We start from the raw sequence: 15,699 nt of genomic DNA on the forward strand, positions 1-15,699 counted from the left end.
ACCAATCACCTCATTACCTGCCTGTTGCTCAGTATTCCCTTAGTCCGCTGTTTCTGCCGAAGATTACGACAGATCAACCACAAACGGGCTTCAGTTTGGGAACTTCACGTCCCAGCACCCGATAGTATATTTGTTCATATTCATGCCGGATTGCATCGTTACAAAAATCATGATGAGCCCTACGAAGACAAGCTTCCCTGAAATCAGCAGCCAGTCGATCGTCTGTTAATATACGAATCGCGTTCTCAGCCATGGACTGTGTATCGCCGATCGGGGATAAATATCCGGTTTTGCCGTGCAGTACGAGTTCCGGAATTCCTCCCGCCTGCGATCCGACCGTTGGCACACCGCAAGCCATCGCTTCCAGAGCCACGAGTCCGAAGCTTTCTTTCTCGGAAGGCAGCATAAGGATGTCCGCCATGGAAATGACTTGTGCAATATCATCCTGTTTACCCAGGAAATGAACTTTATCATTCAATCCCATGTCATTGATTTTCCATTGGATTTTAGGCAGATCAGGCCCCTCACCAACAAATAACAATTTGGCTGGAACCTGCTCCTGTACCTGACGGAAAACTTCAACAACATCCTGTGTTCTCTTCACTGGTCGGAAGTTGGAGATATGCATCAATATTTTCTCGTGCGGCGCTGCAAAATCCCTGCGCAGACTGGCAGCATCCCGAGGGTAGTATATTCGTTTATCTATAAAATTGTAGGTCAAATCAATTGGACGCTGTATGTCCAGCAGATCTACCGTTTCCCGAATCAAATCCTGTGAGACCGCAGTTACGGCATCACTTTCGTTAATCGCAAGGCGAATGAGATCCTTCAGGGATTCGTCCTGTGCAAGAACGGTAATGTCTGTCCCGTGCAGCGTCGTAACTACCTTCAGGTCTTCGCCCACCATTTGTTTGGCCAAGAAGGCACATACGGCGTGTGGAACTGCATAATGCACATGCAGCAGATCCAGCTGCTGGGCCTTAGCAACTTGGGCCATCTTGGTTGCCAGCGACAGATCATATGGTGGATACCGAAAAACATAATAATCGTTCACTTCAACTTCATGGTAAAAAATATTTTTCTGAAAAGTACCCAAACGGAACGGGATACTATTCGCAATAAAATGAACCTGGTGACCCTGTTCGGCAAGCAATTTGCCGAGCTCCGTTGCGACAACGCCAGACCCTCCGAGGGACGGATAACAGGTGATACCAATCTTTAATTTTTGATCCATCCGGTGGACGCTCCTTTGATCTCCCGCGTTTGCAGGTTGATGTAATGCAACGGAAAATAAAACGATATATCAGGATACGAGCAAGCGCAGCAGGATATTACCTGACTGCTGCGCCAAACTGCCCAACGACATAAGGTGTAATACTTGCAAATCCTTCAGCAAAGGGTATCAGGCTCCGCTGACCCAGCAAGGAATCTCGGGCTCTTACCCGTTCAATATACCCTTGATTTAATGGGGTAGAAACCGTACCTGCTCCTGATTCAAATTGAGAACGATAACTGAGCAGCGATCTTTCCTTTTGCTCATAGTGTTCCGTAATATCGACAATCAAATCCGTTGGCCCAATATCATTAATGAAGTAAAAATACAGTTCCTTCACTTGGATGGCAGGCATGTCCGGCATATAATTTCGCAACTTGGCATTGAATACCGCTTCCTGTACAAGCTTGCTGCACATGACATGATCCGGATGGCGGTCTTCCCAATAAGGTGCAAATACAATTCGCGGTGCGTGACGACGAATCTCTGCCGTCACAGCCTGAATATGTTCAGGGGTTATGTATAAGCCACGGTCTGGCAAACCCAGATTGGTTCGACACGAAAGACCGAGGACGCGGGAGGCTTCCTCCGCTTCCTCGGCTCTGCGCTCTACAGTCCCGTTGGATGACATTTCTGCTTTTGTCAGATCACACACGCCAACTTTCAAGCCTGCGGCAGTATGTTTGGCGATTGTTCCCGCCATACCAATCTCCGCATCATCAGCGTGTGCCCCAAAAATCAGAATATCGAGACTCATTGGGAATCACCTTGATTCAGTCCAGCTTCCGGTTTGTATTTATGCACAAGTTCTCTCCAGCCAAAATCTCCGCGATCCAGTGCTTTAACCAGAATTTCGGCCGTTGCGATATTGGTTGCGAGCGGAATGCCCTGTACATCACACAATCGAAGCAGTGCATTGATATCCGGTTCGTGTGGCTGAGCCATCAGCGGATCACGCAGGAAAATAATCAGATCCATTTCATTTTGTGCAACCAAAGCACCGATCTGTTGGTCTCCACCTAGAGGACCGGATTCAAACCGGTGAATTTTCAGGGACGTACCTTCCATAATACGAAGGCCCGTTGTACCTGTAGAATATAGTTGATGGTCAGTAAATACGGGTTCATAGGCAGTGACAAAGTTAACCATCTCTTCTTTTTTGCGATCATGGGCGATAAATGCGATTTTCAACATGATAATCTCCTTTAGTCGATAAAGTGATCAAATCCGTAGATGAGTCCTGTATATTCCATAACCTTCTGCACTCCGATTTTAACACCAGGCATGTATCCTGCACGTTCGTAGGAGTCATGACGAATTTTGAGCGTTTGGCCAAAATCGCCGAATACCACTTCCTGCTGTGCAAATACACCTGGTAAACGAACACTATGAATACGGAATCCGTTATAGTATCCACCCCGTGAGCCTTCAATGGTCTCCTCTTCATTCGGGTTACCCTGACGAAGTTCTTCCCGGTTGGCTGCAATCAATTCAGCCGTTTTAATCGCTGTTCCTGAAGGCGCATCCAGCTTTTGATCCCCGTGGTACTCAATAATTTCAACATTAGGCATATGTTTGGCTGCCTGGGCTGCGAATCTCATCATTAATATGGCACCGATGGAGAAGTTTGGAGCAATCAGGCCTCCAATCCCTTTATCCTGACACTGCTTGTCCAGTTGTTCAATCTGCTCCGTTGTGAAGCCGGTAACCCCCATAACGGGTCTGACTCCATAACGGATCGCAAGTTCTGTATGAGCGAAAGCATATTGCGGTATTGTAAAATCAACCATAACCTGCGGTTTGGTCTCAGCAAAGGCCATTTCGATATCATCGGTTACGAGCACTCCGCACTCGGGAAGACCGACAAGGGTTCCGGCATCCGTGCCTGCACCGGAGCGGTTAACCGCGGCAGCGAGCTCCAGTTCTGGATCCTGAAGCACCAGCTTCACCACTTCCCGGCCCATCCGGCCAGCCGCTCCGATTACGGCAACTCTTATTACTTCACTCATCTTGGCTGCATCTCCTCACTGTATGTTGGATCAATCATTTGAATCCATTTCTTCACATCGCCTTCACGATGCAGATAAAATGGATTTCTTATTGAATGGAATTTTTACGCTGCTTGATTTGTTGGTACAACTGATGCAGTTGCCCGTTCTGCGGGTCCAGCGATAACGCATCCCGGACAGCCTTCATTGCACGATCGAACTCATTTAGATCGCTATATGCCAGTGCAAGCATCACATGAGCTTCAACATACAGGGGATCAAGCTTAACCGCCTGTTGTAGCAAAGCAGCTGCCCGAGCGTAACGCTCCTGCATACCGCTGCCCGCCTGTTCAAGCAAAACCTTCGCCTGTGTGCTTAGCTGCTTGGCTTCCAATGTCTGCAAATGCAGGACATATTCCTCTGTGCCGCCGGACAGATCAACTGCCTTGCGTGCATGTTCCAGCGCCGGGCCCAGATGCTGGCTGCGGGCATGCGTAATGGAACAGCGATAGTGGAGCTCCGCATGTTCCGGGTGAGCAAGAATGGCCGATTCAAACCAACGGATCGCCTGCTCAAAATCATTTTGCAAAATACAGCGGTAAGCCTGCTGCATATAATCTTCCGGCTTCATCATCCAAGCTGTCCCTCCCCAATCGGGTGATGGTACAGCATATGTAATCTACGCCTAATCGGTGTTTTTTGGAGTCCACCGATTTGCATCGCGTGTATTGAATTTATGCATGACTTTGTCGTGTGCCTGCGCGAGATCGATCCCGAGCGAGTTGGCAAAACAAATCGTGATAAACAAAATATCCCCAAGCTCCAGTTCAATGGAATTGTCTGCTTCGGATGCTTTTTTCGGCTTTTCACCGAACTCGTGATTGACTTCCCGAGCAAGCTCTCCAACCTCTTCGGACATACGGGCCAGCATGGCCAGCGGACTGAAGTAGCCCTCCTTGAACTGGGAGATGTAGAGGTCAACCTCGCGCTGCATTTCTGCGATGCTTTTCTCCATGAGAACGGATTCTCCTTTTGAAATTGTGTCGTATTTGTTCCTAATATATCAGTTATTCCGTTTTACTTCCACCATCATAAGGCACAAATCATTTTTAAAGAATCAATAAATAGGTATACTATATGGGAAGTATTGCTTCATCATTAATTTACATATGGAGAGGGATCTTATGAGCACTGCCAAAACATGGGTTCAATTCAAACTGATTCTCCCTATTCTGCTGGGTACCGCTTTGTATGCCTTTGGACTGCTGTACTTTATAATCCCCAACCAGCTGATGGAAGGCGGCGTTACCGGGGTCACCGTCCTGTTAAATTACGCGTTCGGCTTCTCTCCTTCTCTGACAACCCTGGTTATTAACGTTCCTCTCTTTCTGGTCGGACTCAAAATATTGGGTGGCAGACAGATGATCTACACAGGGGTGGGGATCGGCGCGCTCACCGTGTTTCTGTGGTTGTTTGAGAAAATGATTCATTGGGGGTGGATTGAGCCGCTCCATACGGAGAACGATCTCTTGCTGGCGGCACTTTATGCAGGTGTCACTCTTGGGGCTGGTCTGGGCATTGTATTCCGCTCCGGCGGTACGACAGGCGGCTCCGATATTATCGCACGCATTCTCAACCGGAAATATGGATGGAGTATGGGCCGGATCCTTCTGGGGATCGATTTTATTATTATTGGCATCTCCCTAATCTACATTCCAAAAGAAAAAATACTGTATACGCTGGTTGCCGTATTTATCGCTTCCAAGGTTATCGACTTTATTCAGGAAGGGGCATATTCCGCTCGAGCATTCATGATCATCAGTGACCATGCCCCCGAGATTGCCGAACTGATTACAAAGGAAATGGACCGCGGCGTAACACTGATTCCAGCCATCGGTGCTTACTCCAAGCAAGCGAAACATGTTGCCTACTGCGTTATTTCCCGTCAGGAATTCAGGCGTCTGCAAACCATCGTCAGGTCCGTTGACCCCCGGGCTTTTGTCATTATCAGTGACGTCCATGACGTACACGGGGAAGGCTTTAAAGAAAGCTAAGTATGACAATATAAAAAAAGAAAACCTCTCCCAGAAAGGAGCCCATCGGCTTTTCCTCGGAGAGGTTTTTCTCATGGCACATAAGGTAGGTCATCAACGCCGGAATGGAAATATGCCCTGCTGCTGCGCACGATACTTGCGGTATCCTGCATAGGTGAGTGCTGCTACAATCACGGACGTAATAAACAGTCCCGCCGCTCTCCGATTCGGCCCCTGTACAAATGGCACAAATGCGCTCTCATCCTTCTCGCGTCCAAACAATTGATTCACCAACTCTTCACCTTGGGATACCATGCTTTGCAGCTGAGCTATATCTGGTTGTTTGGCTGCAGTCAGTCCTTTGGTATGAGATAACCAAGCGTCCAATTGAGCTATCTCGTATGGTTCTCGGCGAATCATCGCCGCCGGACGAATCGTTTCATAATGTTCCTCAAGCACTGCATATTGGCTGGAAAGCGCTGCTCCATTCTCATGCCGATTCACAGCGGTTGATAAGGCCTGAAGATCATTTTGCACAATTTTATAATATTGGAGCCATAATGGTTTGGCTGGATTAGCAAGACTGTCGGCAGCCAGTCTCAGTTTGGCAGAAGCCTGCTGAAGACCAGTATCGTCACTTTTAACACGGACCGCTGCTTCTTTGACTTCCACGATTGTTTCGGATATAGCATGTATGCCTTCGACCGTCGTCTGGCCTTCAAACGAGATATGTTCCAATCTTTCGCTAATACGCATAATACTGTTTCTGACTTCCTCAATATTATGCTCCAAGGCATGTCTGTAAAGTGAAGTCGCTTCCTCATTAAGCTGCTGAATGGAACTATTGACGAGAACCTGCTGATCCGTCCCATCACCATTCCCTTTGCTTAGTGCAGATACACTGTATGACAAGTTCGTCCAGAACAACAGAGCCATGAACGATACTACCATTAATCCGGTTTTGATCCAGAACGTTCTCTTCATGGACATCCCCCCCATCACCAATGTATGGCGGGGCAGAGCAGCTTAGAACAAGCTTACGAAATCAGGTTCGTTTGGCCTGTCTCAATGCAAGCCATGCACACAAGATGCTGACCAGTGTCAGTCCGAATGTAAAATTGCGTACACCATCCAGATGCTCATAGAGAGCACTAGGGAGCCAAGGGAAAATATCATATGTATAGTCCATCGAATCGTTCAATAATGTCCATAGACTGGCAATAAGCAGCGCCATCCATCTGAAACCAAAAAATCTTACATAAATCAACGCTTCGATGGCCATGGCACTGTGTGAGGCGATCAGCATCCAGTCCTGCCAATGCGGCGACCCACCCTGCATCCAACCAGCAAAAATTATGGATACTGCCCAGACCCCATATTTCACCGATGTGACCACAGCGAGAGCTTGAATAACATGTCCAATGCGGTTGAGTACAACCGATTTGGGTTTATACAAGACCCATAAAAGACCAAGGGTAAAAAATAAACTCGCTGTAGGACTGTCCGGAACAAATACAACCTGCCATAATGGCTGTTCGGCCAGTGTCAGTTCCAGCTGATCACCGTACCATATGTACCCATACACGGTACCTACCGCATTACACCAAAATAGAAGCCACAGGAAATACCGATTAGTCAGAAACTCCCGGCTCCAGAAAAACGATAAAGACACGTTCGCTGCCCCTTCCTTCTTACAGTTTCTATAAACTCATGTAGCGTTGATTGGTAAAACACCTCAAAAAAACCTGACCGCAACAACAGTCAGGTTTTTGGCTTAATTCGATTTTACTGTTCTGCCTTCTGTTTCGCAAGCCATTCCGCTAGGTGATTGATATCGTCGTCTGTCAGGCCTTGGGCGATGGCGTTGTCATACTGAGGCTGCATGCTGTTGTATCCTTCTTTGATAATGGTCAGGATCTCTTCCTGGCTGTGCTTGTCACCAACACCCCGAAGTGAAGGACCAGCAGCACCTTTCATATCAGCAGCATGGCAAGATACACATCCTGCTTTCTTGAACGTTTCCATCGCAGGATCATCCTTCTCAACGATAGCCACTTCTTCCTTTTGGCCCGGTGCATTCGAAGTTGGCAGACCTTGTTCATGCTTCTCGTGTGCCTCTTCCTCACGCTGAATATGTTCAGGCTTCTGACCTGTCGCTTCAAGCTCGTGCTTGTAGTGTGTCCAGGCCACATTCGTCAGGTAAAACACGGAAATAATCGACAAGACCATCAGGGATGAAGCAATGGGTCGTCTGTAGAACCGTCGCTCCTTGCCTGTATCCAAGAACGGGGCGAGCAGCAAAGCACCGAAGGCCACCCCACTGACCCCCAACACACCAAGCAGGACATAATCGCCTGAAGCGTAAGGATATTTCAGATACTGATACAGAAAAAGGAAATACCAGTCCGGCATCGGAATAACGGATGCACTGGGATTGGCCGGATAACCAAGCGGTGCGGGTTCAGAAATGGTCAGTACCAGAATACCCACCAGTACAACAACGCCAACCATCCATTCCTTTAGCAGAAAGTTAGGTATAAATGCCTCGGATTTGCCTGGATACGCCGTATAGTCTGGCGGGGTAATGAACCCTGCCCCTTTGCGGACGCGTGAATCACCGACAAAGATAATCTTTTCCTGATCATCAGACTTGTGTCCGTGAGCCATTACGATTCCTCCCTTCTCAGATTATAGTGGTCCCGAAATGCCCTGTCTGCGGATCATAATGAAGTGTCCGACCAGAAGCACCAGAAGCACAGCGGGGAGGAAGAAGACGTGCAGGGCAAAGAAACGCGTTAACGTCTGCGCACCTACAATGGTTCCACCTTGCAGGAATTCCTTAATAATTGGCCCCAGCCAAGGAACGGTATTGGCAATTTCCAGGGTAACCTTGGTTGCAAAATAGGCTTTGTTATCCCATGGCAGCAGGTATCCTGTCAATCCCAGACCCAGCATGACGAAAAAGATCAACATGCCCACGACCCAGTTCATTTCACGCGGTGCTTTATAAGAGCCTGTAAAGAACACACGCATCGTATGTAAAAACATCATAACGATTACCAGACTGGCTCCCCAGTGGTGCATGCCGCGCACAATTTGGCCGAAAGCTACTTTGGTCTGCAAATACTCGACACTGGCATAGGCATTGATGATATCAGGCACATAGTACATCGTCAGAAACATTCCTGAGAGAATCTGAATTACGGTGATAAAGAACGTCAATCCACCAAAGCAGTAGACGAATGCGGAAAAGTGATGAGCCGGGTTTACGTGCTCTGGAACTTCATGATCCGCAACGTCCCTCCAGATTGGCGTGATGTCGAGACGCTCGTCAATCCAATCATAGACATTTTTAAACATCTGCGTTCACGCCTCCTATTTCACTCGGGTGTTCGGAACAATCTCGCCCAGATAAACCCAGCCCTGATCCTCCTTGACCACATATTCATCCAGCGGTTTCGGGGCTACGGCAAGATTTTTCCCTTCCTTGTCATAGTGCGCGCCATGGCAGGGGCAATGATACTCATCAGGATAATTTTTGTCACTGTTCCATCCCACTGTACAACCCAAATGTTTACAGATTGGTGAAAGCGCATAAATTTTACCCTGCTCATCCTTACGAATCCATGCCACTAGCGAAGCATTACTCAAATACCAACCATCCTGTTGCTGCAGTTCAAATGTGAATTCTTGAGGTTCGTTCGTAATTTTGCTGATTTCAGCTACTTTGACAGAAGTGCCTTCTCCCTTATGTTGCAAAATCGGGTCCACCGCAAAACGGACCATAGGAAGAATCGCACCGGCGGCCATATAGGCTGTAGCTCCACCAAGCGTGTACGTCAAAAACTGCCTGCGTGACATTTCCATCCGGCTTGGCGGTTTGTTCGAGGCTTCGTGCTGGTCATGCTCACTGCTCATACTGTCTCCAACCCCCTTTGTCAGCCAACTCTCTCATACGTTTTCATTATCAGAAATTCCACGACTTACTAGAACATACATAATCATATAGTAGCCCTAGAACACCGTCAAGAATTTGTCACACATTTTTAAGCTTCATTTGTAAGCGTTATTAAAAAACTGTTGATAAATTGTCACAATTATAAATTAAAGTTAGCTTTTCCACATCTCCCGGACTTTTCCCCCGACATAACTCGCTATTTTCATTTCATCCATTTGCTCAGTCAATTTGGAACGACTAAAAACAAGATCTGCACACGGAATTTTATCCTGTTCCAAAAAACCATCAGATGTCATTATCACCACATATTTGAATCCGGAATGCTTAAGCTGCTCACATATGGTGTTTAATGCCATTGACATTTCCTGAAAAGCAAAATGAAATGCAGGATACGTCATGATTCGTCCCTTGAATGGAACTTCAACCGTGTCCAGAAAATCTCTAAGCCTCTCTAGCGCCTCCGTAGCTTCAGCCGGCGATTGATTTCCCGTAAGACCGGTAAATGGGATAAGGCATGTATCCAGATAGAGTTGCAGTTCAGCCCAGCTGTCTTGAGTCATCTCACTGAATTTCAATTCCCTATTTCCCCTCTCTATCCATTTTATTCCCATATTATATATGAGCCTTCGATGTAAATCTATAGATTCATCCGTAAACCTCTCTTTACAGAAACAAAAAAAGAAATGCGTAATGACGCATTTCCTGTTTTATCTGTTCTAATCATCAGTTTATGGTTTTCAGTTCATCCGTCAGACTCCGGAAAGCTACTTCGTCTCCGGTAGCCAACGCCTTGTCGATTTCCATATACAGCTTCTCGCTACGCTGTTTACGAAGCGCTTCGTCCCACACCATCTCAGCAGCCAGCCCCAACATGACTTCATACGTAACTTTCATTTTATCCAATAGGATGCACCTCCAAAACGGATTTAAGAGCTCCTATATTCCTTACCTTTGGCAACATAACCAAGTGATGTCCTGGACATCCGCTCAAGGTCGGCATCCGTCAGTTCACGGATCACTTTGGCCGGTGTTCCCAAAGCGAGGGTATAGGGCGGAATTTTAGTATTTTCAGTTACAACAGAACCGGCCCCGATTAGTGTATATTCACCAACTTCGGCTCCATTGAGAAGAATGGCTCCCATACCAATCAGTGAGCCTGTTCCAATGTGACAACCGTGAATAATCGCAGCATGTCCCACGGAAACATCGTCCCCCAGAATCAGAGGTTGATTCGTATTGACATGTCCTACAGCATTATCCTGAATGTTACAGCGTTCTCCAATCAAGATTGGTGCCAAATCAGCCCGCAGTACTGCATTGAACCAGATCGTCGACTCTTCGCCTATTTTCAGATCACCTATAAGTTTGGCGCCTTCAGCCACATACACCGAAGAATGAAGCTGTGGTTGTTGACCTTTGAACGGAATTATCATCACTATCACTCCTTAATTTGGGAGTGATTTTAGCAACATGTCCTCTAAATGTCAAACATCACAGGAGTTGTGTCTCCCGACAGCGATCGGCAGGATGCAGCCAAACGTAGGCCCCAGGCCGTCATTTGCACGGTTCCTCCACCCTCCTGTTCTCCAATGCGAAGCATTCCCAGATGAAGCATCATTTTGATGACTCTTGTTTCATAAATGGTCTCCGGCGTGTCGTAATAAAACGGCTGTATCAACGGACCAATCTGACGAAACAAAGACTCTGCTGTGGACCAATCTGATGCACACTCCCCTGTCCAGTAGACGATGGAGGACAAATTTGGAATTGCACCTTTATAAAGTCTTAACCAAAACCGAAATAGCTGTATCATTTCGGCAGTTTTCTCTGCCCCCAGCTTGTCTTCGCCAGATGCAGACAGTTTCAGCAGTCCTTGTTCTTCCCGAACTAGACGGTGGTGAAATGCATAATCGTATAGAAATGCAAAACGGTCAGGATAGTCCTTGAAGGAACGGCCGTAGCCAAACCTCCAGCCTGCTTTTCCAACCAATGTCTCGCTGACATGCAGATGATCCATCACCTGCTGCTGGGAACGGCGGTACATCATGCCCTCTGCGTTCAAGGGGATCTCATGATGCTGAACAAATTGCAGAAACAACTTGAGATCGTCTACAAGCAGATGGTACTCATCCCTATACATGGGTGGTTCACTTGTCTTTTTAATACCCGCTTTCAGGTGAGCTGATAACACATCCCGGAATCTCATTTTCAAATCCTGGGGCACCTGATACAGGTACTTGGTATGCTGTGTTGTTCCGTTAAACAACCACCCGCTCTTGGTAAAGCGAACAATCAGATCGCGCGGACTGGCGCCAGCGTCGCTTTCTTTTTTGTCCATCGACTGACGTGCAATGGCGACAAGCTCTTCCATGCCAAAGTATTGTCGGGGGTCAAATAGCAGGTTGTTCAAAAAACGCAGATGCACCACGTTTAGTTCGCTAACCTGTTGCTCAAAAAATCGCCTGCTGCCCAATGTCGTGAGAATGCTCTGGATGAGTTCATGTTTGGAATTCGGCTTACACTCACATTGGTAATAGTCTGCTATACGATTAAGCTGGCCGATATCGGCAAAAGTAAGCATATCCGCTAGATTCATGGGTCCATCGCCTCGCCGTTGACTACTATTTGGCTACTGATTCGGGGCCTGAGTAGTTTGGTTTTGTAAACATGTTTGACGGAATTCCAAGGATCTAAACCTCTTTGCACAAATCTTTTATCGTTTTAACCATACTATGCCCCAACTTGTCTGCTCAGAAGAAAAATGAGAGGCTCGAAATGATATAGAACGACAGCTTCGCTGTTTGAAAACAAAAAAAACAACCTGAGTCCAATTACTCAGATTGTTTGGCCGAATCCAAAGATAGATGTCGTGTGCAGTTATATAACAAGGGACTCCAGTCTTCCTTTTCTTTTTCCAGAATCGTAAGCGACAAGTTTCCAATTCGTTCCGTATAGCGGTCTTTGTACAAGGCAGATAACAGATTGGCCAGAAAAGCGCCATGCGTCACAATGAGCACATTTTTGTCCGAATATGCAGCCCATAGATCTTCTAGGAACGCTAAAGCCCGGGCCTGTATATCAACAATCTGCTCCTGTCCCAGATCCAGCGTCTCCCAGGTTGTTCCCCAGCGGGCAATTCGTTCATCCGAGGTCAGACCCTCGATTTGACCGAACCCTCTCTCTTTCAGACGTGCATCAGGCTCAAGCATAGGAACATTTAACAGTTTAGAGATGATCTCTCCTGTCTCCTGTGCACGGGATAAACCACTGGTGATGATATAGTCCCACTGATACTCCTCTGTCAACAGACGGCTTCCCAGCCGTTCTGCCTGCTGACGCCCTTCCGCATTCAAAGGGATATCGGTCTGCCCCTGAATACGTCCTGCAGCATTCCAATCAGTAAGACCGTGACGAATAAGCCCAATCCGCATCTCATCCCTCATTTCTCTATACGGTGAACGGCAGGTTAGCTATGCACGTGCACCTTGTTTACGTTTGTTCGTCGTACGATGCATGCGCCCCAGTGAAAACAGAGCCATGCCTATGGCAAGCAGTGACAATGCCATCCAGTATCCCGGATACGCAGGTCCCATACTTACGACAAAGGGTTCAATGATACTCCCTCTGTCTGCCCCTGGCATGTTGTACTGGTACATGCTTGAAGCAGTCAGATCGCTACCAGCAACAGCTGTTTCGAGTATTCCCGTAGAAACCACGCTTTGCTGCTGCTCAGCTTCAGATACTTCTGGCTTAAACATCGCCATGTACAAGAAACTGCATAAAAAAATGGCCAGAAACGCAGCAATCCACAAAGACATATGCTTGCGGATCGCAGCAGAGAATCGATTCACCTTTGCCTCTTCAGGCAAAAGCCATGGTGACTCCGCATAAATGCGGTCCATTACATTGCGATTGACTCTCTCTGCCTGCTGCTCTGTCACGGGTTCCGGTATGCTGTGCAGCAATATTTGGGCTTCTTCCCAAACCTCAAACTGCTGCGAACAGTCCTCACAACCATCCAGATGGGCATGAAAAGCAATCCGCTGCGGATGATTTGCCGGCAAGTCCCAGATCAGTGCAAACAGGTCCTGGGCTTCATTGCAATTCATCGGTTCTTCATCCCTTCATATGGCTCGTACACCGGTTCGAAGAAATAAGGCTCCAATTGAGTTTTTACGCTTGATCTTGCTCTGAACAATAACGATTTTACAGAACTGACGCTCTGCCCAAGAATATTGGCAATCTCCTGGTAGTCTAGTTGATCATATTCACGGAGTATTATGGCAGAACGCTGCTTCTCCGGTAAGTTGTTAATGGCATCTCTAACCAGCATTACCCGCTCACTGCGCAGTACAGCATGCTCTGGCGCGTTCTCGGAAGGAGCAATTGGTACGACACCGCTCTCTTCAAGAGGAACGCTTCCACTGCGCTGCTTGCGCAGTTCACTCAGCACCGTATTTCTCGCAATGGTGTATAGCCAAGTTGAGAATGAGGCATCCACCTCACGGAACGAGTGCAAACTGCGGTACGCCTTATAGAAAGTCTCAGAACAGAGATCTTCCGCAAGCAGCTCCATATTGGAACTTTTCAACATATGATATACGAAAGCCAGTATTTTACGCTGATAACGACGCATCAGCTCGGAATATAACTCCAGGTTACCTTCCTTGATTTCTCGAATCAACTGGGAATCCGTCATTTGAGTGCGACCCCTCCTCGCCCATCCATGTGCTTCTCCCCGTTCGATTCTATCCATGTATTACCGAACAGGCACAAAAAAGTTGCGGTTCTCACCGCATAAAACAGCGTAAGGACCGTATCAGGCCTACGCCAAATTCCCCTATGTAATGGCAATTTCCCCAACGTTTCTACATTAACAGTACTTATTGTACAACGGTCAGCATCATCCTGGCAAATTCATTGTGCTCCATAAAAGCCCGACCTGTCATTCTTATGCAACTTATTACGCTTGTATGACGCCATTAGAACTCTTTTTGGCAAAAATGCACATTGCACACTCATTAGACGTATGAGGATTCAAAAAGGTTTCAAAATTTTAATCTTTTTTATTCCACCCCTGAGTTGAAGGATTATATTTCCTGAATTTACGTAAGTTATTATTATTTTTAACAAATTCACTTAAAGTGTTGACAAAATGAAAACGTATACATATAATAAAAGTACAGTATGGTTTCTCTCCACTCCTATCCAATAACTGTATTGCTCCACGTGAGCAATGGCCGCTTATGTAAGCGGTCTTTTTTTTGCCCTTTTTCAGATAACGTACTTTAACAATAGGTTAGCGACATAAAAAAAGAGGGCTACAGCCCTCTTTTTTTCACCTCTTTCTTACACCCAAACCTGATATCCCAAGGAATCCAATAGAGATTTCGCACGTTCCATATCCTCTTCCTGACGGAAGGACAAACGCATGATGCCTGGCACATCAACCCGGTTCTCAATGATCTCCAGATTACTCAGGTTGATGTCATGTGTTCCAAGCTCGGTTGCGATTTTACCAATCATCCCCGGTGCATCCTGCACATCGGTATATAAATCAAACAGCGGTGAAATCATGCCTTTACGGCGTTCGGGCAGTACGCTGCGGAATTCACGGGCCTGACGGAACGCTTCTTCAATCCCTTGACCGTTCTGGTTCTCCAGCATCTCTGTAAAGGCAGACATCTGGTTATTCCAGTCCTTCAATAGACCGAGAAGCACTTCACGGTTGCTCAGCAGAATATCACGCCATACGATCGCATCACTGGAAGCAATTCGTGTAATATCACGAAATCCACCTGCCGCCAGCATTTTATACAGCGGGTTTGATTCATTGTATTCGCGCACCTGATTCACAAGTGCAACCGCAATGACATGTGGCAAGTGGCTGATAGCCCCCACAATATCATCATGCAGCAACGGTTCAACCCGGACGATCTGTGCCCGCGTGTACGCTAGAAGTTCGGACAGGCGGGTGTAGGCCTCTTCCGGGACATGTGCGGATGGAGTCAAAACATAGTACGCATTTTCGAAAAGTACGGCCGAAGCAGCATCCACGCCAGCACGCTCAGAACCGGCCATGGGATGACCGCCAATGAAAAAGGCATCCGTCATGCGTATATGCTCTGCACAGGCAGCGATCGACGCTTTGGTACTGCCAACATCCGTTATGATACAACCCTTTTTCAAGGGCAGCTTAGCCAATTGTTGAAAATAGGATTCAAGTAAACCTACCGGCACGCACAAAAAAATAAAGTCGGCATCCTGTACCGCTTCCTCCAGAGAGAGTGTAGCGTCATCGACTACACCACTCGCTATGTACTTGTCCTTCAGTTCAGGCAGATGTGCATAGCCCATCACGGTAACATCCGGCTTGCCTTTGAAGCAAAGCGCGAGTGAACCGCCGATGAGCCCTACACCAATCATTGCAATTTTTAGTTTCATGGG

At 47.2% G+C, this 15,699-nt stretch carries 20 protein-coding genes; 1 reads left to right on the forward strand and 19 read right to left on the reverse strand.

The features are described from left to right. Nucleotides 1-73 precede the first annotated feature (73 nt). The 6 genes from bshA to AB3N00_RS15180 form a co-directional block, all read right to left on the reverse strand. Complete coding sequence (bshA, locus tag AB3N00_RS15155) at nucleotides 74-1,234, reverse strand: N-acetyl-alpha-D-glucosaminyl L-malate synthase BshA (RefSeq protein ID WP_413035370.1); 1,161 nt, start codon at nucleotides 1,232-1,234, stop codon at nucleotides 74-76. A 97-nt stretch (nucleotides 1,235-1,331) separates the two neighbouring features. Beyond that, nucleotides 1,332-2,030: a bacillithiol biosynthesis deacetylase BshB1 gene (bshB1, locus tag AB3N00_RS15160; RefSeq protein WP_413035371.1), complete on the reverse strand. Its 699-nt coding sequence runs from the start codon at nucleotides 2,028-2,030 to the stop codon at nucleotides 1,332-1,334. Then, a complete protein-coding gene (gene mgsA / locus AB3N00_RS15165; protein ID WP_413035372.1) occupies nucleotides 2,027-2,467 on the reverse strand; it encodes a methylglyoxal synthase in 441 nt (146 codons plus the stop codon). Before mgsA ends, bshB1 begins: the two co-directional genes overlap by 4 nt. An 11-nt stretch (nucleotides 2,468-2,478) precedes the next feature. Continuing rightward, nucleotides 2,479-3,282 (reverse strand): 4-hydroxy-tetrahydrodipicolinate reductase, encoded by an 804-nt coding sequence (dapB, locus tag AB3N00_RS15170; protein ID WP_413035373.1) that lies wholly within the window; start codon nucleotides 3,280-3,282, stop codon nucleotides 2,479-2,481. 88 nt (nucleotides 3,283-3,370) lie between these two features. After that, on the reverse strand, nucleotides 3,371-3,895 hold the full coding sequence (locus tag AB3N00_RS15175) for a tetratricopeptide repeat protein (protein ID WP_413035374.1): 525 nt from the start codon (nucleotides 3,893-3,895) through the stop codon (nucleotides 3,371-3,373). A gap of 51 nt (nucleotides 3,896-3,946) precedes the next feature. Then, on the reverse strand, nucleotides 3,947-4,276 hold the full coding sequence (locus AB3N00_RS15180) for a nucleotide pyrophosphohydrolase (RefSeq protein ID WP_056696770.1): 330 nt from the start codon (nucleotides 4,274-4,276) through the stop codon (nucleotides 3,947-3,949). A 169-nt stretch (nucleotides 4,277-4,445) separates the two neighbouring features. On the opposite strand from AB3N00_RS15180, the gene AB3N00_RS15185 reads away from it, so the two are divergent. Next, nucleotides 4,446-5,315 carry a YitT family protein gene (locus AB3N00_RS15185; RefSeq protein ID WP_413035375.1) on the forward strand — a complete coding sequence of 290 codons (870 nt, stop codon included), beginning with the start codon at nucleotides 4,446-4,448 and terminating at the stop codon, nucleotides 5,313-5,315. Between the two features lie 93 nt (nucleotides 5,316-5,408). On the opposite strand, the gene AB3N00_RS15190 is transcribed toward AB3N00_RS15185, so the two are convergent. The 13 genes from AB3N00_RS15190 to AB3N00_RS15250 form a co-directional block, all read right to left on the reverse strand. Next, nucleotides 5,409-6,278 carry a sporulation protein YpjB gene (locus tag AB3N00_RS15190; protein WP_413035376.1) on the reverse strand — a complete coding sequence of 290 codons (870 nt, stop codon included), beginning with the start codon at nucleotides 6,276-6,278 and terminating at the stop codon, nucleotides 5,409-5,411. A gap of 61 nt (nucleotides 6,279-6,339) precedes the next feature. Next, nucleotides 6,340-6,966, reverse strand: a complete 627-nt coding sequence (locus AB3N00_RS15195) for a DUF1405 domain-containing protein (protein WP_413035377.1) — start codon at nucleotides 6,964-6,966, stop codon at nucleotides 6,340-6,342. A gap of 113 nt (nucleotides 6,967-7,079) precedes the next feature. Beyond that, nucleotides 7,080-7,961 (reverse strand): c-type cytochrome, encoded by an 882-nt coding sequence (locus AB3N00_RS15200; RefSeq protein WP_413035378.1) that lies wholly within the window; start codon nucleotides 7,959-7,961, stop codon nucleotides 7,080-7,082. Between the two features lie 21 nt (nucleotides 7,962-7,982). Next, entirely contained in the window at nucleotides 7,983-8,654 is a 672-nt protein-coding gene (gene qcrB / locus AB3N00_RS15205; protein WP_017687726.1) for a menaquinol-cytochrome c reductase cytochrome b subunit, read from the reverse strand. A gap of 15 nt (nucleotides 8,655-8,669) precedes the next feature. Further along, nucleotides 8,670-9,212 carry a ubiquinol-cytochrome c reductase iron-sulfur subunit gene (locus tag AB3N00_RS15210; protein ID WP_413035379.1) on the reverse strand — a complete coding sequence of 181 codons (543 nt, stop codon included), beginning with the start codon at nucleotides 9,210-9,212 and terminating at the stop codon, nucleotides 8,670-8,672. A 192-nt stretch (nucleotides 9,213-9,404) separates the two neighbouring features. Beyond that, nucleotides 9,405-9,827: a DUF2487 family protein gene (locus tag AB3N00_RS15215; protein ID WP_413035380.1), complete on the reverse strand. Its 423-nt coding sequence runs from the start codon at nucleotides 9,825-9,827 to the stop codon at nucleotides 9,405-9,407. A gap of 148 nt (nucleotides 9,828-9,975) precedes the next feature. Further along, nucleotides 9,976-10,155: an IDEAL domain-containing protein gene (locus AB3N00_RS15220; protein ID WP_095292837.1), complete on the reverse strand. Its 180-nt coding sequence runs from the start codon at nucleotides 10,153-10,155 to the stop codon at nucleotides 9,976-9,978. A 23-nt stretch (nucleotides 10,156-10,178) separates the two neighbouring features. After that, the gene (locus AB3N00_RS15225; RefSeq protein ID WP_413035381.1) at nucleotides 10,179-10,685 is read right to left on the reverse strand and encodes a gamma carbonic anhydrase family protein; all 507 of its coding nucleotides are present in this window, start codon (nucleotides 10,683-10,685) and stop codon (nucleotides 10,179-10,181) included. Nucleotides 10,686-10,729: 44 nt separating this feature from the next. Further along, nucleotides 10,730-11,848 carry a hypothetical protein gene (locus AB3N00_RS15230; protein WP_413035382.1) on the reverse strand — a complete coding sequence of 373 codons (1,119 nt, stop codon included), beginning with the start codon at nucleotides 11,846-11,848 and terminating at the stop codon, nucleotides 10,730-10,732. Nucleotides 11,849-12,083: 235 nt separating this feature from the next. Next, the gene (locus tag AB3N00_RS15235; RefSeq protein ID WP_413036044.1) at nucleotides 12,084-12,683 is read right to left on the reverse strand and encodes a histidine phosphatase family protein; all 600 of its coding nucleotides are present in this window, start codon (nucleotides 12,681-12,683) and stop codon (nucleotides 12,084-12,086) included. 39 nt (nucleotides 12,684-12,722) lie between these two features. Then, entirely contained in the window at nucleotides 12,723-13,361 is a 639-nt protein-coding gene (locus AB3N00_RS15240; RefSeq protein ID WP_175397863.1) for an anti-sigma factor family protein, read from the reverse strand. Further along, nucleotides 13,358-13,951 carry an RNA polymerase sigma factor gene (locus AB3N00_RS15245; RefSeq protein WP_175397862.1) on the reverse strand — a complete coding sequence of 198 codons (594 nt, stop codon included), beginning with the start codon at nucleotides 13,949-13,951 and terminating at the stop codon, nucleotides 13,358-13,360. The genes AB3N00_RS15240 and AB3N00_RS15245 overlap by 4 nt, the downstream gene beginning before the upstream one ends. 650 nt (nucleotides 13,952-14,601) lie before the next feature. Further along, entirely contained in the window at nucleotides 14,602-15,696 is a 1,095-nt protein-coding gene (locus AB3N00_RS15250) for a prephenate dehydrogenase (RefSeq protein WP_413035383.1), read from the reverse strand. Between the last annotated feature and the right edge of the window lie 3 nt (nucleotides 15,697-15,699).

Origin of the sequence: Paenibacillus xylanilyticus (assembly GCF_047246825.1) — a bacterium.
Classification (GTDB): domain Bacteria; phylum Bacillota; class Bacilli; order Paenibacillales; family Paenibacillaceae; genus Paenibacillus; species Paenibacillus xylanilyticus_B.